Annotated in this window: 31 protein-coding genes; 12 read left to right on the forward strand and 19 right to left on the reverse strand. The window is 67.6% G+C overall.

The genetic code is table 11. The features are described 5' to 3' along the window. Nucleotides 1-130 precede the first annotated feature (130 nt). From BLU08_RS07395 to BLU08_RS07405, 3 genes are all read left to right on the forward strand, one after another. Nucleotides 131-1,177: a peptidylprolyl isomerase gene (locus BLU08_RS07395; RefSeq protein ID WP_090197532.1), complete on the forward strand. Its 1,047-nt coding sequence runs from the start codon at nucleotides 131-133 to the stop codon at nucleotides 1,175-1,177. Nucleotides 1,178-1,424: 247 nt separating this feature from the next. Then, the gene (locus tag BLU08_RS07400; protein ID WP_090197536.1) at nucleotides 1,425-1,616 is read left to right on the forward strand and encodes a hypothetical protein; all 192 of its coding nucleotides are present in this window, start codon (nucleotides 1,425-1,427) and stop codon (nucleotides 1,614-1,616) included. A gap of 15 nt (nucleotides 1,617-1,631) precedes the next feature. Then, nucleotides 1,632-2,150, forward strand: coding sequence for a CBS domain-containing protein (locus BLU08_RS07405; protein ID WP_090197539.1), 519 nt, complete (start codon nucleotides 1,632-1,634; stop codon nucleotides 2,148-2,150). 1 nt (nucleotide 2,151) lies between these two features. On the opposite strand, the gene BLU08_RS07410 is transcribed toward BLU08_RS07405, so the two are convergent. Continuing rightward, nucleotides 2,152-4,242, reverse strand: coding sequence for a bifunctional (p)ppGpp synthetase/guanosine-3',5'-bis(diphosphate) 3'-pyrophosphohydrolase (locus BLU08_RS07410; RefSeq protein WP_090197542.1), 2,091 nt, complete (start codon nucleotides 4,240-4,242; stop codon nucleotides 2,152-2,154). 51 nt (nucleotides 4,243-4,293) lie between these two features. Then, nucleotides 4,294-5,151 (reverse strand): oxygen-dependent coproporphyrinogen oxidase, encoded by an 858-nt coding sequence (gene hemF / locus BLU08_RS07415; protein ID WP_090197545.1) that lies wholly within the window; start codon nucleotides 5,149-5,151, stop codon nucleotides 4,294-4,296. 156 nt (nucleotides 5,152-5,307) lie between these two features. Between hemF and pdeM the strand changes: the two genes are divergently transcribed. Together pdeM and infC are read left to right on the forward strand one after the other, a co-directional pair. Then, a complete protein-coding gene (gene pdeM / locus BLU08_RS07420) occupies nucleotides 5,308-6,012 on the forward strand; it encodes a ligase-associated DNA damage response endonuclease PdeM (protein ID WP_090197549.1) in 705 nt (234 codons plus the stop codon). A 98-nt stretch (nucleotides 6,013-6,110) separates the two neighbouring features. Beyond that, complete coding sequence (gene infC, locus BLU08_RS07425) at nucleotides 6,111-6,629, forward strand: translation initiation factor IF-3 (protein WP_090197553.1); 519 nt, start codon at nucleotides 6,111-6,113, stop codon at nucleotides 6,627-6,629. Nucleotides 6,630-6,828: 199 nt separating this feature from the next. Here infC and BLU08_RS07430 read toward each other — a convergent pair whose 3' ends face one another. Next, nucleotides 6,829-7,218: a hypothetical protein gene (locus BLU08_RS07430; RefSeq protein ID WP_090197556.1), complete on the reverse strand. Its 390-nt coding sequence runs from the start codon at nucleotides 7,216-7,218 to the stop codon at nucleotides 6,829-6,831. Nucleotides 7,219-7,351: 133 nt separating this feature from the next. On the opposite strand from BLU08_RS07430, the gene BLU08_RS07435 reads away from it, so the two are divergent. After that, nucleotides 7,352-8,803, forward strand: a complete 1,452-nt coding sequence (locus BLU08_RS07435; RefSeq protein WP_090197559.1) for a DASS family sodium-coupled anion symporter — start codon at nucleotides 7,352-7,354, stop codon at nucleotides 8,801-8,803. 13 nt (nucleotides 8,804-8,816) lie between these two features. On the opposite strand, the gene BLU08_RS07440 is transcribed toward BLU08_RS07435, so the two are convergent. Further along, the gene (locus tag BLU08_RS07440; RefSeq protein ID WP_090197563.1) at nucleotides 8,817-9,560 is read right to left on the reverse strand and encodes a DNA/RNA non-specific endonuclease; all 744 of its coding nucleotides are present in this window, start codon (nucleotides 9,558-9,560) and stop codon (nucleotides 8,817-8,819) included. Between the two features lie 273 nt (nucleotides 9,561-9,833). On the opposite strand from BLU08_RS07440, the gene BLU08_RS07445 reads away from it, so the two are divergent. Both BLU08_RS07445 and BLU08_RS07450 read left to right on the forward strand, forming a co-directional pair. Continuing rightward, nucleotides 9,834-11,153: a cystathionine gamma-synthase family protein gene (locus BLU08_RS07445; protein WP_090197566.1), complete on the forward strand. Its 1,320-nt coding sequence runs from the start codon at nucleotides 9,834-9,836 to the stop codon at nucleotides 11,151-11,153. Next, complete coding sequence (locus tag BLU08_RS07450; protein ID WP_090197570.1) at nucleotides 11,146-11,985, forward strand: SDR family NAD(P)-dependent oxidoreductase; 840 nt, start codon at nucleotides 11,146-11,148, stop codon at nucleotides 11,983-11,985. The genes BLU08_RS07445 and BLU08_RS07450 overlap by 8 nt, the downstream gene beginning before the upstream one ends. Nucleotides 11,986-11,997: 12 nt before the next feature. Here the strand turns inward: BLU08_RS07450 and BLU08_RS07455 are convergent, their stop codons facing one another. Further along, nucleotides 11,998-12,531: a J domain-containing protein gene (locus BLU08_RS07455; protein WP_090197574.1), complete on the reverse strand. Its 534-nt coding sequence runs from the start codon at nucleotides 12,529-12,531 to the stop codon at nucleotides 11,998-12,000. Between the two features lie 185 nt (nucleotides 12,532-12,716). On the opposite strand from BLU08_RS07455, the gene BLU08_RS15155 reads away from it, so the two are divergent. Then, nucleotides 12,717-12,866 (forward strand): hypothetical protein, encoded by a 150-nt coding sequence (locus BLU08_RS15155; RefSeq protein ID WP_157674480.1) that lies wholly within the window; start codon nucleotides 12,717-12,719, stop codon nucleotides 12,864-12,866. A gap of 40 nt (nucleotides 12,867-12,906) precedes the next feature. Here the strand turns inward: BLU08_RS15155 and pal are convergent, their stop codons facing one another. From pal to hisB, 13 genes are all read right to left on the reverse strand, one after another. After that, nucleotides 12,907-13,434: a peptidoglycan-associated lipoprotein Pal gene (pal, locus tag BLU08_RS07460; protein WP_090197580.1), complete on the reverse strand. Its 528-nt coding sequence runs from the start codon at nucleotides 13,432-13,434 to the stop codon at nucleotides 12,907-12,909. Nucleotides 13,435-13,504: 70 nt separating this feature from the next. Next, nucleotides 13,505-14,926 (reverse strand): Tol-Pal system beta propeller repeat protein TolB, encoded by a 1,422-nt coding sequence (gene tolB, locus BLU08_RS07465; RefSeq protein WP_090197584.1) that lies wholly within the window; start codon nucleotides 14,924-14,926, stop codon nucleotides 13,505-13,507. Continuing rightward, on the reverse strand, nucleotides 14,923-15,747 hold the full coding sequence (locus tag BLU08_RS07470) for a hypothetical protein (protein WP_090201149.1): 825 nt from the start codon (nucleotides 15,745-15,747) through the stop codon (nucleotides 14,923-14,925). Before BLU08_RS07470 ends, tolB begins: the two co-directional genes overlap by 4 nt. Before the next feature lie 14 nt (nucleotides 15,748-15,761). Beyond that, a complete protein-coding gene (locus BLU08_RS07475) occupies nucleotides 15,762-16,214 on the reverse strand; it encodes a biopolymer transporter ExbD (protein WP_090197587.1) in 453 nt (150 codons plus the stop codon). Continuing rightward, nucleotides 16,214-16,921: a protein TolQ gene (gene tolQ, locus BLU08_RS07480; protein ID WP_090197590.1), complete on the reverse strand. Its 708-nt coding sequence runs from the start codon at nucleotides 16,919-16,921 to the stop codon at nucleotides 16,214-16,216. The genes BLU08_RS07475 and tolQ overlap by 1 nt, the downstream gene beginning before the upstream one ends. 3 nt (nucleotides 16,922-16,924) lie before the next feature. After that, nucleotides 16,925-17,389 carry a YbgC/FadM family acyl-CoA thioesterase gene (locus BLU08_RS07485; RefSeq protein ID WP_090197594.1) on the reverse strand — a complete coding sequence of 155 codons (465 nt, stop codon included), beginning with the start codon at nucleotides 17,387-17,389 and terminating at the stop codon, nucleotides 16,925-16,927. A 407-nt stretch (nucleotides 17,390-17,796) separates the two neighbouring features. After that, on the reverse strand, nucleotides 17,797-18,180 hold the full coding sequence (locus tag BLU08_RS07495; RefSeq protein WP_090197599.1) for a histidine triad nucleotide-binding protein: 384 nt from the start codon (nucleotides 18,178-18,180) through the stop codon (nucleotides 17,797-17,799). Next, nucleotides 18,180-18,494 carry a phosphoribosyl-ATP diphosphatase gene (locus BLU08_RS07500; protein ID WP_090197603.1) on the reverse strand — a complete coding sequence of 105 codons (315 nt, stop codon included), beginning with the start codon at nucleotides 18,492-18,494 and terminating at the stop codon, nucleotides 18,180-18,182. Before BLU08_RS07500 ends, BLU08_RS07495 begins: the two co-directional genes overlap by 1 nt. A 260-nt stretch (nucleotides 18,495-18,754) precedes the next feature. Next, on the reverse strand, nucleotides 18,755-19,555 hold the full coding sequence (hisF, locus tag BLU08_RS07505; protein ID WP_090197606.1) for an imidazole glycerol phosphate synthase subunit HisF: 801 nt from the start codon (nucleotides 19,553-19,555) through the stop codon (nucleotides 18,755-18,757). Continuing rightward, nucleotides 19,552-19,785, reverse strand: coding sequence for a hypothetical protein (locus BLU08_RS07510; protein WP_090197611.1), 234 nt, complete (start codon nucleotides 19,783-19,785; stop codon nucleotides 19,552-19,554). Before BLU08_RS07510 ends, hisF begins: the two co-directional genes overlap by 4 nt. After that, nucleotides 19,782-20,510 carry a 1-(5-phosphoribosyl)-5-[(5-phosphoribosylamino)methylideneamino]imidazole-4-carboxamide isomerase gene (gene hisA, locus BLU08_RS07515; RefSeq protein ID WP_090197614.1) on the reverse strand — a complete coding sequence of 243 codons (729 nt, stop codon included), beginning with the start codon at nucleotides 20,508-20,510 and terminating at the stop codon, nucleotides 19,782-19,784. The genes BLU08_RS07510 and hisA overlap by 4 nt, the downstream gene beginning before the upstream one ends. Continuing rightward, nucleotides 20,507-21,133 carry an imidazole glycerol phosphate synthase subunit HisH gene (gene hisH / locus BLU08_RS07520; RefSeq protein WP_090197617.1) on the reverse strand — a complete coding sequence of 209 codons (627 nt, stop codon included), beginning with the start codon at nucleotides 21,131-21,133 and terminating at the stop codon, nucleotides 20,507-20,509. Before hisH ends, hisA begins: the two co-directional genes overlap by 4 nt. Then, a complete protein-coding gene (hisB, locus tag BLU08_RS07525; RefSeq protein ID WP_090197619.1) occupies nucleotides 21,126-21,749 on the reverse strand; it encodes an imidazoleglycerol-phosphate dehydratase HisB in 624 nt (207 codons plus the stop codon). The genes hisH and hisB overlap by 8 nt, the downstream gene beginning before the upstream one ends. Nucleotides 21,750-21,904: 155 nt before the next feature. On the opposite strand from hisB, the gene BLU08_RS07530 reads away from it, so the two are divergent. From BLU08_RS07530 to gmk, 3 genes are read left to right on the forward strand one after another with little or no spacing between them, the layout of a single operon-like run. After that, nucleotides 21,905-22,414 carry an SspB family protein gene (locus BLU08_RS07530; RefSeq protein WP_090197622.1) on the forward strand — a complete coding sequence of 170 codons (510 nt, stop codon included), beginning with the start codon at nucleotides 21,905-21,907 and terminating at the stop codon, nucleotides 22,412-22,414. A gap of 7 nt (nucleotides 22,415-22,421) precedes the next feature. Next, entirely contained in the window at nucleotides 22,422-22,856 is a 435-nt protein-coding gene (locus BLU08_RS07535) for a hypothetical protein (protein WP_090197625.1), read from the forward strand. Nucleotides 22,857-22,914: 58 nt separating this feature from the next. Beyond that, entirely contained in the window at nucleotides 22,915-23,574 is a 660-nt protein-coding gene (gmk, locus tag BLU08_RS07540; protein ID WP_090197628.1) for a guanylate kinase, read from the forward strand. A 120-nt stretch (nucleotides 23,575-23,694) separates the two neighbouring features. Here the strand turns inward: gmk and BLU08_RS07545 are convergent, their stop codons facing one another. Further along, nucleotides 23,695-23,964 (reverse strand): usg protein, encoded by a 270-nt coding sequence (locus BLU08_RS07545; RefSeq protein WP_090197632.1) that lies wholly within the window; start codon nucleotides 23,962-23,964, stop codon nucleotides 23,695-23,697. Between the last annotated feature and the right edge of the window lie 62 nt (nucleotides 23,965-24,026).

The raw sequence follows: 24,026 nt of genomic DNA on the forward strand, positions 1-24,026 counted from the left end.
CGACTCGCCCAGGACGGCGCTGCGCGGAATGGCATTCCCTGCGAACGCCGCCTCGAAAACCCCTTTCCGCCCCCGAAAACGCGTGGAAAGGGGTTTTTGATTGGACGGGGCCTGTGGCAGACCCTTTTTCATGAGACACGCCCTTCTCGCCGCCGCTGCGGCGCTCGCCCTCGCCCTCGCCCTGCCCGCCTCGGCCCAGCAGGACACCGAAACCCGGCCGGGTCCCGCCGACATCGTCAACGCGGCGCCGCAGGAGGACTGGGTGGTCATTCCCCCTGAGGACCTGCTGGTGATGACGCTCGCACCGGATGCCGAGGGGAACGCGCGCGAGGTCGTGATCCAGCTGATGCCGCCGCCGTTCTCGCAAGGGTGGGTCGAGAACATCCGCCTGCTCGCCCGCGAGCGCTGGTATGACGGGACGAGCGTCAACCGGGTGCAGGACAATTACGTCGTCCAGTGGGGCGATCCCAATTACGACAATCCCGAGGCCGCGGGAAAGCCGAAGCCCTTGCCCGAGGGGCTGAAGGTGATGGGGGAAGAGGAGTATTCGCAGCCCTACCTAAAGGCGACTGCATTTCCCGCAATGTCATTCGCCGAGGATGCTGAGTTCTTCCGCACACTATGCGTCGTCGAAAACCCCGGCACTCCTGCCGAGGAGGAAACCTGCTTCGAGGAGGAGGTTTGGCCCCCTCCCACACAGTTTGCTCGTGGTTGGGCATTTGCCACCAACTCTCGGGACGCTTGGCCCGTCCACTGCTACGGCATGGTTGGCGTCGGGCGGAACTATTCTCCCGACACCGGATCGGGTGCGGAGCTTTATACCGTGATCGGCCATGCGCCGCGCCATCTCGATCGCAACATCGCGCTGATCGGGCGGGTGATTGGCGGGATGGAGCACCTTTCCTCGCTGCCGCGCGGCAAGGGCGAGCTTGGCTTCTACAGCGCGGAGGAGCGCGACAAGCGCACTCCGATCCTGTCGGTCCGCATCGCCAGCGAACTGCCGGAAGAGGAGCGGCCGCTCTACGAATATCTCTCGACCGAAAGCGATATCTTCGCCCGCTATGCCGAGGCCCGCGCCAACCGGCGCGATGCTTTCTTCATCACGCCGGCGGGCGGAGCGGACATCTGCAACATTCCCGTACCCGTGCGCGCGTTCGAATATGCGGGCGGCGAGTGAGCTTGCGGGTCGGCGGGAGGCTCGGCGTCGGCGCTTCGTGGAGACAGGTCCCTGCCTTGGCAGGGACCCGCGCCGGTGAATGACCTGGCCGCCGCCCTCACCCTGATGCGGCGGGAGGGCGAGCGGCGACGCACCGCCTCGTCCCCTTGACCGGCGCCGCGGCCGGGAACCGGCGGCTCGGGCCAGGCCGCGCGGTCGCCTTCGCCTTTCGAGGGAACGTGCGGGCCAGTGCCTCATTAACCTATGTATGACCGACCAGGTATCCCGCGCGGACACGTCTCCGCACCCCCGTCCCGACCACTTCCGCGCGCGCAATCCGCGGGCCGCTTCGGCCGGTCCCTTCGCGCGCTTTTTCCGCCGTCGCGGCGCGCTCGACCTCACCCGCGATACGTCGGGCCACCGCCGCTACGCCTGGCTGCACGAGGACATGCTGACCTAGGAAGGACCTCGCCTGATGAGAATCGCCGACCGCAAGGAATTCGCGAGCAAGGCCCCGCCGCTCACCGTCGCGCCCGAAACTACGGTCTATGACGCCGTCACCCAGATGGCGGAAAAGAATTTCGGTTCGGTCATCGTCACCGACGGCGAGCGCCGCGTGCTGGGCGTGATGACCGAGCGCGATATCTTCCGCCGCGTGATCGGGGAAAGCCGCGATCCAAGGACGACCCCGGTAAGCGAGGTGATGACCCGCGAGGTCCGCATGGCGCGCAAGGACGACAACGTGCTCGACTGGCTGCAGGTCATGTCGAACGAACGCTTTCGCCGCCTGCCGGTGGTGGACGAGGACGATCGGCTCGTCGCGGTGATGAGCCAGGGCGACTTCGTATCCTACACCTGGCCGCAGCTTCTCACCCAGTTCACGCAGATGGCGCAGGCGACGCTCTCGCCCGCTTTCAACCCGCTGATGATCGTGTTCGGCGGGCTGGTCTATGCGGTGCTGGTGGTGCTGATCGTCGTCGCCTTCGTCGGATAGGTCAGATCCGCTCCGCCTGCGCCACCGCGTCGCTCGCGCGCAGGGCGGAGAGGATGCGGGTGAGATGGGCGAGGTCCTGCACCCAGGCGTCGATCTCGTAGCTGGTGAAGGGATGATCGAGCTGCGTCTGGACGAGGCTGGTGACGTTGGCCTTGTTCTGGGCGAAGATGCCGGCCATTTCCGCAAGCGTGCCCGGCCGGTCGTAAAGCGTCACGCCGAGCCGCCCGACCGCCCCGTGCGAGCGCTTGCCCCACGACAGGTCGAGCCAGTCGGTGTCGACCCCGCTGGCAAGTTCGAGGCAGTCGATCGCGTGGACCAGCACCGGCTCGCCCTTGCGCCTGATGCCCACGATCCGGTCGCCGGGCACGGGGTGGCAGCAGGCCGCGAGTTCGAAGGCGACGCCGGGCGTCAGCCCGCGGATCGAGATCACCCGCTCGCGGCTCGGCCATTCCTCGTCCTCTTCGAGATCGGCGGTGCAGCCGGGGACGAGCGCCTCCATGACTTCCCGGTCCGACAGCTTGGCCGCTCCGATCGCGAACATGAGGTCCTCGGGCTCTTCCATTTCGAGCCTTTCGAGCGCGGCCTTGATCGCCTTCTTGCCGATCCGTGCCGGAACCCGCGCGGCGATCTCGTCGAACAGCTTTTCCCCGATCGAGGCGACCTCGGCGCGTTCCTTCATCCGCACCGAACGCCGGATCGCGGCCCGCGCCTTGCCGGTGACGACGAAGCCGAGCCATGACAGCTGCGGTTCGGCATTCGCGCCCTTGATGATCTCCACCACGTCGCCGTTGTGGAGCGGAGTCCGCAGCGGCATGTGCCGCCCGTTGATCTTCGCGCCGACCGTCGCAAGGCCGAGATCGGTGTGCACCGCGAAGGCGAAATCGACCGAAGTCGCGCCCTTGGGCAGCTGGAACAGCGCGCCCTTGGGGGTGAAGGCGAAGATCCGGTCCTGGTAGATCGCCATGCGGGTGTGTTCGAGCAGTTCCTCGGCATCGTGGCTCGCATCGACGATCTCGATGAGGTCGCGCAGCCAGCCGACCTGCCCGTCGGCCTTGTCGTGCTGCTTGTAGGCCCAGTGCGCGGCGAGGCCGAATTCGTTGCGGCGGTGCATCTCGCGGGTGCGGATCTGGACTTCGACCCGCATCGAGTTCTCGTACATCAGCGAGGTGTGCAAGCTGCGATAGCCGTTGGTCTTGGGGGTCGAGATATAGTCCTTGAACCGGCCGGGCAGGAACTGCCACGTCGTGTGCAGCACGCCCAGCGCGCGGTAGCAGTCCGCCTCGCTTTCGGTGATGACACGGAAGGCCATGATGTCGGTCACCTGTTCGAAGGAGACATGACGTTCGCTCATCTTGGTCCAGATCGAATAGGGATGCTTTTCGCGTCCCGTAACCTCGACCTTGAGCCCCGCCTCGGCCAGCGCCTGCTTGATCTTCAGGGCGATCGCATCGACCTGTCCGCCGTCCTGGCTGCGAAGCTGTTCGAGCCGTCTGGTGATGGTGGTGTAGGCTTCCGGTTCCAGTTCACGAAAGGCGAGCGCCTGCATTTCGCGCATGTATTCGTACATTCCCACCCGTTCGGCGAGCGGGGCGTAGATATCCATCGTTTCGCGGGCGATGCGCTGGCGCTTTTCGGGCGACTTGATGAAATGTAGCGTGCGCATGTTGTGCAGCCGGTCGGCGAGCTTGACCAGCAGGACGCGGATGTCCTCGGACATGGCGAGCAGGAATTTGCGCAGGTTCTCGGCCGCCCGCTCGTTCTCGGGCATGGCCTCGATCTTGGACAGCTTGGTCACCCCGTCGACCAGCCGCGCGACCTCGGGGCCGAAATGCGCCTCGATGTCGTCGATCGTCGCCAGCGTGTCCTCGACCGTGTCGTGGAGCAGCGCGGTGATGATCGTCTGCTGGTCGAGCTGGAGGTCGGTCATCAGCCCGGCGACCTCGATCGGGTGGCTGAAATAGGGATCGCCCGACGCGCGTTTCTGCGTGCCGTGCTTCTGCACGGTGTAGACATAGGCACGGTTCAGCGCCGCCTCGTCGGCGTCGGGATCGTAGGTCTTGACCTTCTCGACGAGTTCGTACTGGCGCAGCATCGCCTGCGAATATGTGCCGCGCCCGCCCGCACGGCAAGCGCTAAGGGCGCGTCAGCTCCACGTCGCGCGCGGCGGCAGGCTCATCAGGATGGCGTCGATGTTGCCGCCGGTCTTGAGCCCGAAGATCGTGCCGCGGTCGTAGACCAGGTTGAATTCGGCGTAGCGGCCCCGGTATTCGAGCTGCCGCGCCTCGTCGGCGGCGTCGAAATCCTGGCCCATCCGCTTCCTCACCAGTTTCGGGAAGATGTCGAGGAAGGCCTTGCCCACGTCCTGCGTGAAGGCGAAATTGCGTTCGAAGCTCGCGTCATCCGTGCATTCGAGATGGTCGTAGAAGATGCCGCCGACGCCGCGATGGGTTTCGCGGTGGGGGATGTAGAAATAATCGTCAGCCCACTTCCTGTAACGCTCGTAATAGGTCGGATTGTGGCCCGCGCAGGCCGCGCGCATGGCGGCGTGAAATTCCTCGGTGTCCTCTTCGTAGGGGATCGGCGGGTTGAGATCCGCCCCGCCCCCGAACCACGCCTTCGCCGTCGTGAGGAAGCGCGTGTTCATGTGGACCGCGGGCACGTGCGGGTTCGCCATGTGCGCGACGAGGCTGATGCCGGTCGCGGTGAAGCCCGGCGCCTCCGCGCTCGCCCCGTTGACCTGGCCTGCGAATTCCCTGGAGAAATTGCCGCGCACGGTCGAGACGTTGACCCCGACCTTCTCGAAGACGCGGCCCTTCATCAGGCCCTGCACCCCGCCGCCGGGGTCGTCATTGCCCTCTTCCTCGCGGTCCCAGGGCGTGTACTGAAAGGCCGCGTCCGATCCCGCCTCGCGCTCGATCGCCTCGAATTCGGCGCAGATCCGGTCGCGCAGCTCCTCGAACCATTCCTTGGCCCGCGCGGTGTGGGCTGCCCATTCGTTCATTCGTGATCCCCGTCTCTCATTGCGGCCGGGACAATCACGGCCCGCGCCCGGCCTGTCAATCGGCTTTGCCGGGCGCGCGCCGATTGCCCGGACGCCCCGGCGAATCCCCCGACGGGGCTCTTGCCTTCGCGCGGCAGGCGGGGCAGAGGGGGGCTGATGGTTCCCGTTTCGTTCGCCCCGTTCGACCTCGCCGGAGAGGAATTCGCCCTGACGCGGAGCGGCGCGCTCTACTGGCCGCGCGAGCGCGCGCTGCTGGTTGCCGACCTGCATCTCGAAAAGGGCAGCTGGTACGCGCAGCACGGCGCGCTCCTCCCGCCCTACGACAGCCGCGAAACGCTGGAACGGCTGGCCGACGCGGTGAAGGCGACGGGGGCGCGGCGGGTGATCACGCTGGGGGACAATTTCCACGATGATGCGGGAACCGCCAGGCTCGATCCCTACGCCGCCGGGATGCTCGGCTCCCTCACCCGCGCGCTCGACTGGATCTGGATCACCGGCAATCACGATGCGGGCCAGCAGGCAAGCTTCGGCGCGCAACTGGCCGAGGAACTGGAAGTTTCGGGCATCGTCCTGCGGCACGAGGCGAAGCCGGGCGAAACCCGCGCCGAACTTTCGGGCCATTTCCATCCCAAGCTGCGGGTGAAGCTGCGCGAGCGGCACATCGCCCGCCCGTGCGGCGTCGTCAGCCGGTCGGGCGCGGTGGAGCGCATGATTCTCCCCGCCTTCGGGGCCTATACCGGCGGGATGGACGCGGGCGCGCCCGAAATCCTCGCCGCGCTCGGCCCCGCGCGGGAGGTCGACGCCGTGGTGGCGACGAAGGAGCGGGTGGTGCGGTTTCCGTTGTTTCGCGCGGCAGCCTGAGACTCCATCTGGCGCAACTGCGCGATTCCCATTACATTGAAGACTCGTTCCAAGGCAGCAACAGGAGAACACACATAGCCCGTCCACCCCGGCGTTCGATGGCCCCGCCCGTCAAAAGCGGCCCTCGCTACGATCAATTCATCCAGGTTCCCAAGGTCCGCGTCATCGACGATGAGGGCGAGAACCTCGGAGTCATGTACACCCGCGAAGCGATCGAACAGGCGCAGGACAAGGGCCTGAACCTCGTCGAAGTGTCCCCCAACGCGGACCCGCCGGTGTGCAAGTTCCTCGATGTCGGCAAGTACCGCTACGAGGCCCAGAAAAAGGCCAACGCGGCGCGCAAGACGCAGAAGACGCAGGACATCAAGGAAGTGAAGATGCGTCCGAACATCGACACGCATGATTACGACGTGAAGATGAAGAACGTGAACAAGTTCATCGGCAACGGCGACAAGGTCAAGGTCACGCTGCGCTTCCGCGGGCGCGAAATGGCGCACCAGCATCTCGGCATGGACCTGCTCAAACGCGTGCAGGAAGATGTCGAGGAGATCGCCAAGGTCGAAGCCTTCCCCCGGCTCGAGGGACGGCAGATGCTGATGGTGCTCGCGCCCAAGTAGGTGTCCTTGGCTGGCTCGGGCCGTGCCGGGATGACCGCGCGCCCGGCGTGCCGATCCTGCCGGTGGCCCGGGACCTTCCGCGACAGGGGACTCCGGTCACGGCCGTGCTCTCCGGGATACGACCGCTCCCGCTGCGGGTAGCCCGCAGAATCTCGTCGTCTCGATGGGGCCGCGCCTGCGCGGGCGGCCCCCGCGCGCCTCATTCGAAGATCGCCTCGAGGCTCGGCGCGTGGACCATGGCGCGGTCCCGGCGGGCGTAGGTCCACCAGAAATGCGCGGTCGCCCCGCCGGTGAGCCCGCCGAAAAGGCCGGGAACAAGGCCGGCAACCGCCTCCCCGACGAGCGCATAGGTCGCCGCCAGCACGATCATCGCGCCGGCTGCCGTTCCCGGCAGGACATAGGCGCGCCAGCTTTCGCGGCCCTTGCGGTGGAGCCACGCGGTCAGCGGCCAGCCGAATACGATCAGCCCGATCCCGGCCGCAAGGAACCCGGCGACCGGGGGAAACAGCACGAGCCCGAGCGCCGCAAGCGGATCGCCCGCGGCAAGCCCGGCGGCGACCAGCAGGGCGAAGGCGGTGGGCAGGCCCATGCCGACCAGTGCCCATCGCAGCCGCCTTCGATCCGGCGAGCAGGCTTGCCCTCGTGCCCATGCTCCGCGATTAGTGTGCCAAGCCGCCGCCGCTGGCAAGGCACACGGGCACGAAGGGGGAGTGTGACACGGGATGGATGCGCGCCGGATCGGACTGGTGATCGGCCCGCTCGCCTTCGCGCTGACGGTCTTCACCCAGCCTCCCGGCGGAATGCCGGGCGAGGCGTGGCTGGTCGCCGGGCTCGTCCTGTGGATGGCAAGCTGGTGGATGACCGAGGCGGTCCCGCTCACCGTGACCGCGCTGCTCCCCTTCCTCGTCCTGCCCTTCGGCGGGGTTTCGACCGCGGCCGAAACCGCGAGCACCTATTATTCGCCGATCCTCTTCCTGCTCCTGGGCGGCGCCTTCATCGCGCTCTGCATCGAGCGGACCGGGCTGCACAAGCGATTGAGCCTCGCGATCCTGCGGGTGGTCGGCGCGGGTGGAGGCAGGACCCGGCTGCTGCTCGCCTTCATGATCGCCGCGGCGCTGCTTTCTATGCTGATCTCGAACACCTCGACGACGCTGATCATGATGCCGATGGCCCTGGCGGTGCTCGCCGGCGGAGAAGCGCTTGCGGGCGCGGACCGCGCCGCTCCGACCGCCGGGGCGGACGCGGAGCCGTTCAAGGAGGGGCTCTCCGGCGCCCTGCCCATGGGCATCGCCTTCGCCTCCTCGATCGGCGGGCTCGGCACGATCGTCGGTTCGCCCACCAATGCCATCGCGATCGGCCTGCTCGACACCGGCATCGGCATGCGGATCAGCTTCGCGCAATGGTCGCTCTACGGCATTCCGATCGTTATCCTCGGCGTGCCGGTCGCGGCCTTCATCATCGCACGGCTCCAGCGCGTCGGCGAGCATCCCTTCGACGTCGCGGCAGCGCGCGAGGCGATCGCCTGCAAGCCGGACTGGAGCACGCCCGAGGTCAGGCTCACGTCGATCGTCGCCCTCACCTTCCTCGCCTGGATGACCCGCCCGCTGGTGACGCCCTACCTGCCGGAGGGTTCGTGGGGCGACGGGACCATCGCGATCATCGCGAGCTTCGCGCTGTTCATCCTGCCCGACGGGACAGGCCGCCCGCTGCTGCTCTGGCGCGAGGCGGACCGCGCGCCCTGGGGGATGATCCTGATGTTCGGCGGCGGGCTTGCGCTGGCCGCGGGAATGCAGGAATCGGGCCTTGCCGACTGGCTCGGGCAGGCCCTGCTCCCGCTGGAGGACTGGCCGCTGCCGCTGGTCGCGCTGGCGCTGGTCGCGATGATCGTGATCGTCACCGAATTCGCGAGCAATGTCGCCACCGCCAGCGCGATCATCCCGGTCGTCGCCGCGCTCACCGTCGCGCTCGAGGCCGACCCGATCCTCCTCGCCATGCCCGCCGCGCTCGCCTCGAGCTGGGGCTTCATGCTGCCCGCCGGGACCGGACCCAACGCGATCGCGTGGAGCACCGGGCGCATCAGGATCGAGCGCATGGTGGGCGCGGGGCTAGTCCTAGACCTTGCCGGCGTGGTGCTGATCGTCGCGGGCGTCTGGGCGGTGGCGGCGGTGGTCTAGCCGACCTGCAAGCCTACCACATCGTGTTCGTCACACGTTTGAGGTCGTGCATGTCGCCGCCGGCGATCCGATCCCAGAAAACGCCGCCGATGAGCTGTTCGGCATCATAGGTCTTGACCAGGTAGTCGCCCAGCGGCCGATCGATCGCCTCGTTCGGCAGGAGGAATGTCCAGAGGTCGAGCCGCCCGGTGCGGAGTTCTGCCAGCACCGATTTCACGAAGCCGTGCGGCACGGGGATGCTGATGCCGAATTCGTCCTCGTCGTCGCCGATGATCTCGAGCTTCCTGGTGAAATCGAAGAAAGGGCAGTTGAGGACATAGACTTCGAGCACCTCGTCGCGGTCGTTCAGATCGCGCACCTGCTCTTCCAGCCTGCGCCAGCCCTGCCGGTTGAAGGCGGCGGTCTGCGGCGACATGTTCGACAGCAGGAAGCTTTCCGAATTCTCGATGCTTCGCAGGCTGGCATTGGCGCTCGCGACAAGGTGGCCACGATCATAGCCGCTGCCCTTGTAGGCGTTGAGCGAGCCGCGGAAGCGATAGGGCAGGCGCTTGTCGGCGCGGAAATTATCGAGCCGCTCGCTCTTGTCGAACGCATCGGGCATGAATTCCTTGCCCCCGCGGCGCACGATCTCGAGCGTCCACTTCGCCTGCCTGAAATACCAGGAATAGCCGATCGAGAAGAAGCGCCCGGTCAGAATGGTGTCGCATACCGGTGCGCCGTATCGCAGCTCGCGCTGCATCTGGAACGGATCGTCCATCAGGCCCCCCTTTTCGCCGGTCCTGCCTGCTGCGTCCTGCGATCCATAGCAGATTCGCGCCGCTCCCGCGCCCTTCCCTTTTCCTGCAACCGCCCCCTCGCACGGCGCATCCCGCGCGCCTTGCGCCGCAGGGGGCCGCGCGATACCTCAAGAGCCCTGCGAGTCCCGGAGAGGAGAGGCGTTCCTGCGGAGGTTAGGAACGGGCGCCCCGGGCCTCATGAAGGAGAGAGCTCCTGCCTTCCTGGGAGCGCGAGACAAGGAAGGATTTCGCCCGTGACGGACGCGATCGACGCCGCCGATACCCCACTCCCGCGCCGCAAGCCCAAGCCGGAAAAGACCACCATCGCCGGGCGCGAACTGAAGCCTTCGACCCTGATGATGGGCCTCGGCTACGACCCGGCCCTGTCCGAGGGGTCGCTGAAGGCCCCGATCTTCCTTACCTCGACCTTTGCCTTCGAAAGCGCGGCCGCGGGCAAGCGCCATTTCGAAGGCATCACCGGGCTGCGCGAAGGCGGGGCGGAAGGTCTCGTCTATTCGCGCTTCAACGGGCCGAACCAGGAAATCCTCGAGGATCGCCTCGCCGTGTGGGACGGCGCGGAGGACGCGCTGACCTTCTCCAGCGGCATGACCGCGATCTGCATCCTGATGATGGCCTATGCCAACCAGAACGACGTGGTCGTCCATTCCGGCCCGCTCTATGCCGCGTCCGAGGGCTTCGTCGCCAAGGTGCTCAGCCGCTTCGGCGTGACCTATGTCGATTTCCCGGCCGGGGCGAGCCGCGAGCAGCTGGACGACGTGATGGCAAGGGCCAAGGCCCAGGCCGACGAACAGGGCGGCAAGGTCGCGCTGGTCTATCTCGAAAGCCCCGGCAATCCGACCAATGCGCTGGTCGACATCGAGGCGGTGAAGGCCGCGCGCGATGCCGTGCTCGACGCAGGCGAGACCCCGATCGCGATCGACAACACCTTTCTCGGCCCACTGTGGCAGCGACCGCTCGATCACGGCGCGGACATCGTCGCCTATTCGCTGACCAAGTATGTCGGCGGCCATTCGGATCTCGTCGCGGGCTCCATAGCGGGCGCGAAGAAATGGATGGACCCGGTGCGCGCATTGAGGAACACGATGGGCGGGATCGTCGATCCGAACACGGCCTGGATGCTCCTGCGCAGCCTCGAGACGGTCGAACTGAGGATGCAGCGCGCGGGCGAGAACGCGGCCAAGGTCTGCGCCTTCCTGAAAAGCCATCCCAAGGTCGCCGGGCTCGGCTATCTCGGCATGATCGAGGACGCGCGCCAGCAGGACATCTATGATCGCCACTGCCTCGGGGCGGGATCGACCTTCTCGCTCTTCCTCGAAGGGGGCGAGGAGGAATGCTTCCGTTTCCTCGACAACCTCACAATCGCCAAGCTCGCGGTGAGCCTCGGCGGGACCGAGACGCTCGCCAGCCATCCCGCCTCGATGACGCACCTGTCGGTCCCGCACGGGCGGCGCCAGCAGCTCGGCATCACCGACAGCCTCGTGCGGATCAGCGTGGGGATCGAGGACGCGGACGATCTCATCGCCGATTTCGCACAGGCGCTCGACCATGTCTGACCCGAGAAAGCCGGTCTTCCTCGTGATCGGGGCGGGCGCAGGGATCGGCGGAAAGGCGGCGAGGCGCTTCGCCGAAGGCGGGTATCACGCGGTGCTCGCCCGCCGTTCGGACGAGGAAGGGCTCGCCCGGCTCGTCGGCGCGATCGAAGCGGCAGGCGGCAGCGCCACGGGCAGGTTGATGAACGCGGCCGAGGACGGCGCGATCGAGGACCTCGTCGAACATGTCGAGCGCGATATCGGGCCGATCGAGGCGATGCTCTACAATCTCGGCGCGCAGATTGGCAACCGCAGCCTTGCCGACACGCCCCACCGCACCTTCGAACTGGGCTGGCGACTCGCCTGTTTCGGCCTGTTCCGGCTCGCCCATGCGGCCTTTCCCTCGATGGTCGAGCGGGCGAAGCGCGGCGGGCGGCACGGCACGCTGCTGGTCACCTCTGCGACCGCGGCGATGCGCGGCAATGCCGGCCAGCACAGCCATGCGGCCGCGATGGGCGGGCGACGGATGCTGTGCCAGACGCTCAATGCCGAATTCGCCCCGCAAGGCATTCACGTCGCCCATGTCATCGTCGACGGGGCGGTGGATTCGCCCGATACGCTGGGGCGGCTGCTGGGCGGGAAATACGAGGCGTTCAAGGCGAGGAAAGGCCCGGAAGGCGTGATCGACCCGGCAGTCCTGGCCGAGACCTACTGGCACCTCGCGCAGCAGCCACGCGGGTGCTGGAGCCACGAAATCGACGTGCGCCCATGGAGCGATGTCGCCTGGTGGAACGACACCCCGAACCCGGAAATCGATGCGGCGGGCAAGGGTTTTGCAGGACCGAAAACGGATTGACCGGCGGCAGGCCTAGCCCCGCCAGGTGCGCCGTTCCTCGGCCGCGCGCAGGACCTCGTAGGCCACCTGCAGCGACTGGAACTGTCTGGCCGCTTCCTCGTCGCCCGGTTTCACGTCCGGGTGCACCTGCTTGGCACGGTGGCGATAGGCCTTCTTGATCGCCTCCATTTCCGCATCCGCCTCCAGCCCGAGCAGTTCGAGCGCGCGCATCTCGTCCGCGCTGCGCGATCCGTCGCCCGAACCGGCCCAACCATAGTGCGAGGCTTCGGCATAGCCCGCGCTCTCCGCCCGCTCGGCCTTGGCGCGCTCGGCCCGTTCGGCCTTTTCCAGGCCCTGGAAATAGTCCCACTTGGAATTGTATTCCGCCGCGTGGCGCTGGCAGAAATACCACCGTTCGGGGCTGTTCGGCGCCTTGGGCGCGGGGCAATCGCCCTTCTCCTCGCAACCGTGGCGGTCGCACAGGCGCACCGTCGTCGCCTCGCGCGAGGCATCATAGCCACGCCAGCGCGGGAATCCCCAGTCGTTCGAACGGCGCGCGCGGCTCATCCGGGCAGGTCCGGCCCGGGGGCGGTGATGTCGTTGGTCGAAGCCATGATGGCCGCAGTCTAGGGAAGCCGGGCGCGAAAGCAAAGGATGGTAAACCGGGGAACCAGTTGCTATATGAAATGTTGCATTGCGAAATCCTCACCGGCAATGCCCGGCCAGGAGCCCCGCAGGAAGGACCCGCCTTGATGAGCCAGCAGCTTGCCCTTTCCAGCATCGCCTCGGTGCTTGCCGTGGCGTGCCTGTGCCTTGCGGCCGGCTCGCTCGAACGGAACGGGCCGCGTGCCTTCGACACGCTCGCCGTGACCGCGGCCGAAGCGGCGGTCATCCAGGGCTGAGCTGCGCCCCGGCCCGCACCGGCGGGACGGGACTTCGCGATCAATCGATGATGACGCTCGCCGCGCGGCGGTTGCGCGCCCAGGCTTCGGGCGTGGAGGCGAGCGCGACCGGGCGTTCCTTGCCGTAGCTCACCGTGCGGATGCGGTCGGCCGACACGCCGAGGCTGACGAGATAGTTCTTCGCCGCGTTCGCGCGCCGTTCGCCGAGCGCAAGGTTGTATTCGCGCGTTCCGCGTTCGTCGGCATGGCCTTCGATGGTGAAGGTCACCTGCGGGTAGCGCGCGAAATACTGCGCCTGGGCCTGGAGCGCGGCGGCATCCTCGCTGTCGACGTTGTAGCGATCGGTGTCGAAATAGATCGTGGTGGACGAACCCACCGCGTCGGCGAAATGCTCCTGCGTGCCGGCGCGCGGGCCGGCCGGGGCGGGCGCGGCGCGGGTCTCGGCCGGGGCCGAGGTTTCGGCGGGCGCGGGCGGCAGTTCCTCGGGTGCCTTCTTGGAACAGGCGGCGAGGGCAAGCGAAGACGTGACGAGCGCGGCGGCGGCGCAGCGCGAAAGGGAGATGTTCATCTGTTCTGCTCTCCTTTTGAATCGGCCGGGCCTATCGGTCGGCCCAGGCAACTTTACACGATTTAACAAATCAGGGGCGAATCGGTCCCCATGCCGGATCCGACGCGTCCACCGGCGTCGGCAGCCTCCTCTCGTTGCGACCGGTCAGGTCGACTTGCCACAGGGACGACCGCCCGGAATTCCGGGCCGTCCTGAAGAACTGGATGATCCGGCCATTCGGCGCCCAGGTCGGGGCCTCGTCCTGCCAGCCGCGCGTGAGCACGCGCATATTGCCGCCCGATGGCGTCATGACGGCGACGTTGAAATCGCCCGCGATCCGCGTGAAGGCGATCTGGTCGCCGCGCGGGCTCCATTCGGGCGTGGCGCAGCGCCCGCCGAAGAAGCTGATGCGCTTCTGGTTGGATCCGTCGGCGTCCATGACATAGCACTGCTGCGCGCCCGAACGGTCGCTTTCGAACACGATCTTCGACCCGTCGGGCGAATAGGAGCCGGCGATGTCGATGCCCGGCGCGTCCGTCAGCCGCTCGGCCTGCCCGCCCGTCACCGGCACGCGGTAGATGTCGGTGTTGCCCGCGACCGCCATCGAATAGAGGATGTGCCGCCCGTCCGGCGACCAGCGCGGGGCGAGCGTCGGGTTGGCGTTCTCGGTCACCAGCTTCTGCCGACCCGAGCCGATGTCGTAGACGTAGATCCGCGGGTTTCCGTCGACATAGGAAAGGTAGAGGATCTTCGAATAGTCGGGCGAATAGCGCGGGGTCAGCGCGGTCGCGCTGCCGAGCGTGATGAAGCGGTGGTTCGCCCCGTCGCTGTCCATCACGGCGAGGCGCTTCACCCGGTTGTCCTTGGGGCCGGTCTCGGCGATGTAGGCGATGCGGCTGTCGAAGAACGGGTCCTCGCCCGTGAGCCGGGCATAGATGAGGTCCGAACACTTGTGCGCCGCGCGGCGCCAGTCGGCCGGGCGCACCACCCAGCCTTCGCGGATCAGTTCGTCCTTCAGGGCGACGTCATAGAGGTAACACCCGACCACCAGCTTGTCGTCGTCGCGCGCGCGGACATAGCCGTGGACGAGCATTTCCGCGCCGCGGCCCGACCAGTTGTTCCAGGCAGGCGCGGTGATCTGGGCAAACGAGGGCTGCGGCAGGCTGTCGGGGCCGACCGGCTTGAACAGGCCGTTGTCGCGCAGGTTGGCGGTGATGACCCGCGCGATCTCGCGGCCGAGGGCCTCGGTCCCGTCGCTGCTCGCGGGCGTGGGCCGGTTGCGGTCGGTCGCGAAGGCGGGGATGGCGACGCCGATGTCGGACCAGTCGGATTCGTCGGTGACGGTGAAGGTCAGCCCGCCCTCGGCATCCTCGCCCGAAGCCTGCGTTTCCGTGGTTTCGACCTCGCCGCCTTCGGCAAGCGGCTCGCCGAGATCGGCGGTCTGGGCGGAAAGGCCCGCCGGGGCGCAGGCGATCGCGGCGACGGAGGCAAGGAGGGTGAATGTCCTGGTCATCGGGAAAGGTTCCTATCGAAGCGCGCGCCCCGGATCGACTTCCAGGCTTCGTAATATTCGTCCGGGAGATCGAAGGGCGCGGCGAGTTGCACGGCGCGGATGGCGCGTTCGGCGTGGAGCGCCTGCTGCGGGCGATTGGCTTCGTTGACCCCGCTCTGCCGCAGAACGCGCGGACGGCCTTTCAGGCTGCCGTCCTCGTTCAGATCGAAGGCGAGTTCGGTCACCAGCAATTCGGCATCCGCCCCGCTGGGCGCGGTCCAGTGCGGGCGGATCTGGCGCACGATCGCTTGGATGATCGAGGCCTTGGCGCTCGCCCCGATCCGCGAGGCGGGGATGCGCGTTTCGTCGGTCGTGGTCGAGGAGCCCGCGCCTTCGAGGAAGTTCTCCCCGATCCGGCTGCCGCCCGCGGGCTCCTCGCGCGCCGGCGGGCGCGGGGTTTCGCGGGCGGGCCGGCGATCGGGGCGGCTGCGCTCTCGGCTCGGCGCGGGTTCGCGCGCGGCGGGTCGCGCCGGGGTCGGCGGCGGCGGCGGGGTTTCGGCGCGGGGCCGAGCAGGCTCGGGCTCGGGCTCCGGCTCGACCTCCGGCGCGGGGCTTTCGGCAAGGGTCGGCGCGATCGCGGCGCGGCTTTCGGGGACGGGATCGGGCGCGGTCGCCTCGAGCCCGACTTCGCTCGCGAGGCTCACCGTCATGCGCTGCGTCACCGGCGGCGGCGCGGACGTGTTCCATTGCAGCGCCAGCACCGCCACCAGCAGGGCGTGCAGGACCAGCGCGGCCAGCAGGCCGGTGCGATCCTCGCTGCGGAATGTCGCCGTTTCTCCCATCTTCCGGACCATCGCTATGGCGGCGTGACTGAACCGTCGGTGACCAGTTCGATCCTGGTGAAGCCCGCGCGGTTCATTTCGCCCATCACGGCCATCACCCTACCATAATCGAGCCCGCGGTCGCCGCGCAGCACCAGCGTCGGCAGCGCACCGTCGCCGCCCCGGTCGATCGTGGCGAGCGCTTCGGGGAAACCGCCCGCGGGGACGGGGTCGTTCTCGAGATAGATGCGCCCCTCGCCGTCGATGCTGACCGTGACCGTATCCGGCACTTCCTCGACCGGGCTCGCCCGGCTTTCGGGCAGTTCGATCGGCACGCCCACGGCCGGCAGCGTCACCGTCACCATGAAGATGATGAGCAGCACCAGCATCACGTCGACCAGCGGGGTCACGTTGATCTCCGCCATCGCGGCCCGGCGCGAACGGCGACGGCCCTTGCCGTGCGAGGAGGGGGAGAGCGAGGCCCCCATCAGGCCTTGTCCAGCTCGCGGCTGAGCCCGGCGTGGACCCGGTCGGCGAAGCGCTGGAGCCGCGCCTCGTATTGGTTCACCTTATTCGAAAAGCGGTTGTACGCAATCACGGCCGGGATCGCGGCGAACAGGCCGATCGCGGTCGCGAACAGCGCCTCGGCGATGCCGGGGGCGACGACGGCAAGGCTCGCGCTCTGCTGCGCGCCGATCTGGAAGAAGCTGTTCATGATCCCCCACACCGTCCCGAACAGGCCGACGAAGGGCGCGACCGATCCCGTGCTGGCGAGAAAGCCGAGCCTACCGGCGAGCTCGTCCGCTTCGAAGGCGACCTGGCTTTCCATCGCCGCAGCGATCCGCTGGCGCGCGGCATCGGCATCGATCTTCCCGCCGGAAACCGACTTCCTCCATTCCTCGAGCCCGGCCGCCGCGATGCGGGCCGAGGGGATCTCGCGCCGCTGCTGTTTCGTCAGGGTCGCCTCGCGGTCGCGGGTTTCCCAGAACTCGGCCTCGTAATCGCGCGACCTGCTCTCCAGCCGGCCGGTCCGCAAGGAGAAGGAGACGATGATCGTCCAGGTCCAGATGCTCGCGAGGATCAGCCCGATCATCACCGCCTGCACGACGATGTCGGCGGCGAGGAACAGCTCGAGCGGGTCGAGCCGGGTCGGGCCGGCGGCGGCGGCCGCGGCAGCAAGCAAGGGGGTGGGCACGGGTCAGTTTTCTCCTTGGTCCATGAACGCCCTGAAGGCGGCGCGCCACTCGGCGGGCTGGCGGCGGGGGCGCCCTTCGGGGCTGATGAAGCCGACGCGCAGGGTCGCCTCGCACAGGTCCTCCGATCCGTCCGCATGGGGGCGCCGCGCGACCTGGTGCATCCGGCAGCTTGCCGCGCCGAGCTCGGTGCAGCGCGTCTCGATCACCACGTCATCGTCGAGCCTGGCGGGGCGCAGGTATCTGAGGTTCACCTCGGACACGGCATAGGCCCCCTCGCCCGCCTCGATCGCGGCGCGCTGGTCGATGGCGAGCAGGCGCAAGAGGTCGGACCGCGCGCGTTCGAACCAGCGCAGGTAGTTGGCGTGGTAGGTGATGCCCGAAAGGTCGGTGTCCTCGTAATAGACCCGCACGGCATAAAGATGCCGCGCACGATCGAGAATGCCGCCGGGAGCTGTCGGGTGGGTCATCGGCCTCGCGATTAGCCTTAACGGGATTCGCAGGCCAGAGTGATTTGCAGGACCTGCCTGAACAGCGGCGGAACGCCCCCCGCCCGCGCCCGCCCGCGCCCGCCTCGATCGCGGCGCGCTGGTCGATGGCGAGCAGGCGCAAGAGGTCGGACCGCGCGCGTTCGAACCAGCGCAGGTAGTTGGCGTGGTAGGTGATGCCCGAAAGGTCGGTGTCCTCGTAATAGACCCGCACGGCATAAAGATGCCGCGCACGATCGAGAATGCCGCCGGGAGCTGTCGGGTGGGTCATCGGCCTCGCGATTAGCCTTAACGGGATTCGCAGGCCAGAGTGATTTGCAGGACCTGCCTGAACAGCGGCGGAACGCCCCCCGCCCGCGCCCGCCCGCGCCCGCCCGCGCCCCGGCGCCTCAGCCGCGCTTCCAGATCATCGGTCCCAGCGGCTCTCCGCCGAAAACGTGGACGTGGAGATGCGGCACCTCCTGCCCGGCGTGAGGGCCCACATTGGCGAGCAGGCGATAGCCCGGTTCGACCAGTCCTTTCTCGCGCGCGACATGGCCGACGGCACGGATGAAGCCGGCGATCTCCTCGCTCGAAGCCTTCGCGCTGAAATCGTCCCAGCTGACATAACGGCCCTTGGGGATCACCAGCGTGTGGTTTTCCGCCTGCGGGTTGATGTCCTCGAAGGCGAGCGCCCATTCGTCCTCGTAAACCTTGGTCGAGGGGATTTCCCCGCGCAGGATCCTGGCGAAGATGTTGTCGTCGTCATAGGGCAGGGTCGCATCGATCGGCATTATTCGCTCCTCATGGCCTTTTCCTCGAGGCCCGACAGCCCTTCGCGCCGGTCGAGTTCGGCAAGGACATGGTCGAGCGACACGCCGCGCGCGCCGAGCAGCACGAGCAGGTGGAAGAGCAGGTCCGCGCTTTCGCCGACCAGTTCCTCATTGCTCCCCGCGACGCCCGCGATCACCGCCTCGGTCGCTTCCTCGCCCAGCTTCTGCGCGATCTTGGGCAGGCCCCTGGCGTTGAGCTTCGCGACATAGCTTTCCTCCGGCGAGGCGGCGCGGCGCGATGCGATGGTGGCTTCGAGGCGGTGCAGCGTGTCCATGCGCCTTCCCATAGAGGGGCCTTGGCCGGACTGAAAGCCCCGGGTGGGGTTGCGACTTTTGATCCACGGGGGAGCCCCCATCCCCAACCCCTCCCCGCGGGGAGGGGAGTCGGGGGAACGCTGAATCGACCTTAAAGCCCCTCCCCTCAAAGGGAGGGGTTGGGGAGGGGTTTACGGCGTTGTATCGGCCGCGCAGCCTCGCCCCCGAAGCTAACAGGCGATCCAATGCCCCCGCCTCGCCAGGCCGGCGTCGCGCGTTTTCAGTCGCCCCGCGCCGGCAGGCCGGCATCGCGCAGGGCCTTGTGCGCCTCGGCGATGGAGTGAGTCCCGAAATGGAAGATCGAGGCGGCGAGCACCGCGCTCGCGTGGCCCTCGCGCACGCCTTCGACGAGGTGGTCGAGCGTGCCGACCCCGCCGCTCGCGATCACGGGCACGCTCACCGCATCGGCGATGGTGCGGGTGAGTTCGAGGTCGTATCCCGCCTTCGTCCCGTCGCCGTCCATGCTGGTGACGAGGAGTTCGCCCGCGCCCAGCTCCGCGACCTTGATCGCATATTCGACCGCGTCGATTCCGGTGGGCTTGCGCCCGCCATGGGTGAAGATTTCCCAGCGCGGCCCGGGTTCCGGCTCGCCCCCCTGCACCGTCACTTCGGGCGCGACGCGGCGCGCATCGACGCTGGCAACGACGCATTGGCTGCCGAATTTCTTCGCGATCTCGCCGACCAGTTCGGGCCGGGCGACGGCGGCGGAGTTCACCGCGACCTTGTCCGCGCCTGCCAGCAGCAGGGCGCGCGCGTCCTCGACCGAGCGCACACCCCCCCCGACGGTCAACGGCATAAAGCACACCTCTGCGGTGCGCCGCACCATGTCGAGCAGCGTACCGCGCCCTTCGTGGCTGGCTGAAATGTCGAGGAAGCACAATTCGTCCGCCCCCGCCGCGTCATAGGCGCGCGCCTGTTCGACCGGATCGCCCGCGTCCTTGAGATCGACGAAATTGACGCCCTTGACCACGCGGCCCTCGGCCACGTCGAGACAGGGGATGACGCGGATGCGGACGGTCATGCCAGCGCCACCACAATTACGAACGTCATGAATAAGCCGATAACGAACACGAAAGCGTTCGTCCCAACCGAAGCCCAGAACAACAAAGGATTTTCGGAGCGTTCAGGGTCAATCATACCGAGCAGCGCCCTTTGCTTTTTCGCAGCGCGCAAGAGCGAATAGCCACTAAGGCCCAAGACCCCTCCAAGAGTGAGAAATGCGATAATGTAGACGACGATTTGCTCGTTCACGACCGCGCCCCCATCGCGATCGCCGCGGCGAGGTCGAGCTTGCCCTCATACAGCGCGCGGCCCGTTATCACTCCCTCGATCCCTTCATGCGCGTGGACCGAGAGGATGTGAATGTCGTCCAGTCCGCGCACGCCGCCGCTGGCGATCACCGGAATGTCCACCCGGCGTGCGAGGTCCACGGTCGCGTCGATGTTGACGCCCTTCAGCAAGCCATCGCGCCCGATGTCGGTGAACAGCAGCGCGGCGACGCCCGCGTCCTCGAACCGGCGCGCGAGGTCGACGACGGGCACGTCGGAGACTTCGGCCCAGCCCTCGGTCGCGACCATGCCGTCCTTCGCATCCACCGCGACAACGATGCCGCCTTCCCATTCGCGGGCCATGTCCTTGACGAATTCGGGGTCCTTCAGCGCGGCGGAGCCCATCACCACGCGCGCGACGCCGAGATTGAACCAGCCCTCGACCGTCGCCGCGTCGCGGATGCCGCCGCCAAGCTGGACATAGCCGGGAAAGCGTTCGACGATCGCCTCGACCGCGGCGCGGTTTTCCGGCCGCCCGGCAAAGCTGCCGTCCAAATCGACCACGTGGAGGTGCTCCGCGCCCGCTTCTGCGAAGATCATCGCCTGCGCGGCCGGATCGTCGCCGTAGATCGTCGCGCGGGCCATGTCGCCTTCGGCCAGGCGCACGACCTCGCCGCCCTTGAGGTCGATGGCGGGGAAGACGATCATGGATACCACTCCAGGAAGCGGGAGAGCGTCGCCAGCCCATAGGCCTGGCTCTTTTCCGGGTGGAACTGCACGCCCACCATGTTGTCCCGCGCGACCGCCGCCACCAGCCCCTCGCCGTGATCGGTCAGCGCGGCGACATGGTGCGGATCGTCGGCGACGAAGTGGTAGGAGTGCAGGAAATAGGCCTCGCCCCCCTCGAACACCTGGTGATCGCGCGCGTGGGGAAGGATGCCGACATCGTTCCAGCCCATGTGCGGGACCTTGATCGCGGGGTCTGCGGGCTCGATCCGGCGAACCTCGCCGGGGATCCAGTCGAGGCCTTTGGTGGTGCCATGTTCGAGGCCTCTGGTGGCGAGCAGCTGCATCCCGACGCAGATGCCGAGGAAGGGCGCGCCGCCGACATGGACCCGCTCGGTCATCGCCTCGATCATGTGGGGCACGGCCTTGAGGCCCCTGGCGCAGGCCCTGAACGAACCGACGCCGGGCAGCACGATCCGGTCAGCCGCGCGCACCACGTTGGGATCGTCGGTGACGGTGACATTCGCCCCGGCCCGCTTCAGCGCATTGTGGACCGAGTGGAGGTTGCCCGCGCCGTAATCCACGAGGGCCACGACCTCACCCACCGAGCATCCCCTTGGTGCTCGGGATCGCGCCGCCCTTGCGCGGGTCGCGTTCGACCGCCTGCCGCATGGCGCGGGCGAAGCCCTTGTAGAGGCTTTCGCAGATGTGGTGGTTGTTGGTGCCGTAAATGAGTTCCATGTGCAGCGTGATCCCGGCGCTCTGCGCGATCGAATGGAACCAGTGTTCGATCAGCTCGGTGTCCCATTGGCCGAGCTTTTCCTGCGTGAAACCCGCCTTCCACACGAGGTAGGGCCGCCCCGAAATGTCGAGCGCGACCCGCGAAAGCGTTTCGTCCATCGGCGAATAGGCATGGCCGTAGCGCCCGATCCCGGCCTTGTCGCCGAGCGCCTCGGACAGGGCCTGGCCCAGCGCGATCGCCGAATCCTCGGTCGTGTGGTGCTGATCGACGTGCAGATCGCCCTCGACCTTCATGGTCACGTCGATCAGCGAATGGCGGCTGAACTGTTCCACCATGTGATCGAGAAAGCCGATGCCGGTCGAGACGTCATAGGCCCCCGCCCCGTCGAGATCGACGGTGATGGCGATCCTGGTCTCGGCCGTCTCGCGCGAAACCGAGCCGGTGCGCCGGGCGCCCTCGCGGTCGGAAAAGCTGGTCATGGCCGCGCTATAGGCGTGTCGCCGCCCCAGGCAAGAGGGAGCGCGAGAAGGAGCGCATCACGGCCGGCCCGGCGCGCGGCGCGCGGGGGGAAATGCGGGAGGGGCACACGAAACGCTTGACCATGCTGGCAAGGCCCGCCACGATTCCGCATGATATGAGCGAGGAAACGCCCGACAGCCTGATCCCCTACGACGAGATCGTGCAGGAAGCCCTGCGCGCCGTCGTCGGCCGCGTGCTCGGCGAGATCGAGCGCGGCGGGGGCAGCCTGCCGGGCAACCACCATTTCTACATCACCTTCAAGACCGCCGCGCCCGGCGTTTCCATCCCGCAGCACCTGCGCGACCGTTTCCCGGACGAGATGACGATCGTGCTCCAGAACAAGTTCTGGGACCTCGAGGTGCGCGAAAAGGACTTCACCGTCGGCCTGTCGTTCAACCAGATCCCGGCCAAGCTGCAGATCCCCTTCGCGGCGATCACCGCATTCGTCGACCCGGCCGTCGATTTCGGCTTGCAGTTCCAGACCTCGGTGGAGGAATTGCCGCACCAGGAACACGACGACGCGGAAAACGACGGCGAACCGGCGGGTCCCGGCGGGGAGGCTGACGGGGACGGGGACGGCGACGGGTCGAATGTCGTGACGGTCGATTTCGGAAGGAAGAAATAGCGCCGCGATGGCTTCGAGTATTGCCCCGGACTCCACCGACGATGCCGACCGGCAGGATCCCGAGCATCCCGACAGGCTCCCGCCCGCCGACGGACCCAAGCCCCGCCGCCTCGGCCGGGCCATGCCGAGCCCGGACCCCAACACCAACCTGATGATCGCCGACATCGTCTTGCGCGGCGCCAGCGTCCTGCTGCGGCGCAAGCTCAGGGACCGGATGCTGCTCGAGGAATACGACCCCGACCAGGCCACGAAGTTCAAGGACGGCAAGGGGCTGATCCGCACGGTCGGCCTGTTCGGCGCGAGCCGGCTCGCGGCGGGATCGCTGCCCGGCCTAGCGGCGGTGGCCGGGGGGCTCTTCGCCAAGACGCTCTACGACCGCGGCAAGGCGCGCGAGCTGCGCCGCCGCCGGACACGCGAGGCCGCCCGCTCCCGCAGCAGCTGATTGCGCGGGAACGATCCCGCCCCTTGATCAAGGCACCCCCTTTGCGGCAACGGGGCGCATGGACACTCCCCCTCCCGATCGCCCGGACCCGTCGCCCGCCTTGAAGCGCCGCGGCCTCATGTTCATCCTCTCCTCGCCCTCGGGCGCGGGCAAGACGACTCTGTCGCGGATGCTGCTCGAACAGGACCGCGAGATCAGGCTCTCGGTTTCGGTCACCACCCGCCCGCCGCGTCCGGGCGAGATCGACGGGCAGCATTACCATTTCCGCAGCGACGCCGAATTCGACCGCATGGTCGAGGACGACGATTTCTACGAATGGGCCCATGTCTTCGACTATCGCTACGGCACGCCCAAGGGGATCATCCGCGCGGCCCTCAAGGAAGGGCAGGATTTCCTGTTCGACATCGACTGGCAGGGCACGCAGCAGCTCTACCAGAAGGACCAGCAGGACGTGGTGCGGGTGTTCATCCTGCCGCCCTCGATCGAGGAACTGCACCGCCGCCTGCGCTCGCGCGCGACCGACAGCGAGGAGGTGATCCGCGGCCGGATGGAACGCGCGCGGGCCGAGATCAGCCACTGGGACGGCTACGACTATGTCGTCATCAATGACGATGTCGAACAATGTTTCGGCAAGGTCCGCCAGATCCTCAACGCCGAACGCATGAAGCGCCAGCGCCAGACCGGGCTCATCCCCTTCGTGCGCGAATTGATGGGCTAGGCCGGGGGGCCAGGGCGGCGGCGCCGGGCCGGAGGTCGCAGGCTGGCGGCAGGAAACCCGAAGCCTGCCGCAAGGTCGCCGGTCCGATCGGCCCTTTCCCGCGCGCAGCCGGGCGCGCGCCTACTGGAGCGTGAATTCGCTCCCGACCGCGCGGAATTCTCGCGGGCCGATGCTGCGTTCGTGGGCGATCCGGACCGAATGGATCGCCGCCTCGATCTCGCGCCGCCAGTGATCGAGGAACCCGAACAGGACCGGGTAATCGGGCGCCTCGTCGTATTCCTGCCAGACATATTGCTGGATCAGCGAAGGGTAGTCGGGGAAGAAGTAGAAGATTTCGGCCGTCAGAAGGCCATACCCCTTGAGTTGCCGTTCGAAATCCCGATCCGCCATGCGCGCTCCTTCGCTGCTGCCTCCTTGCTGTCGGGAGCCATGCTGACCCGAAAGGCGAAGGC

Origin of the sequence: Erythrobacter sp. HL-111 (assembly GCF_900105095.1) — a bacterium.
Taxonomy (GTDB): Bacteria; Pseudomonadota; Alphaproteobacteria; order Sphingomonadales; family Sphingomonadaceae; genus Erythrobacter.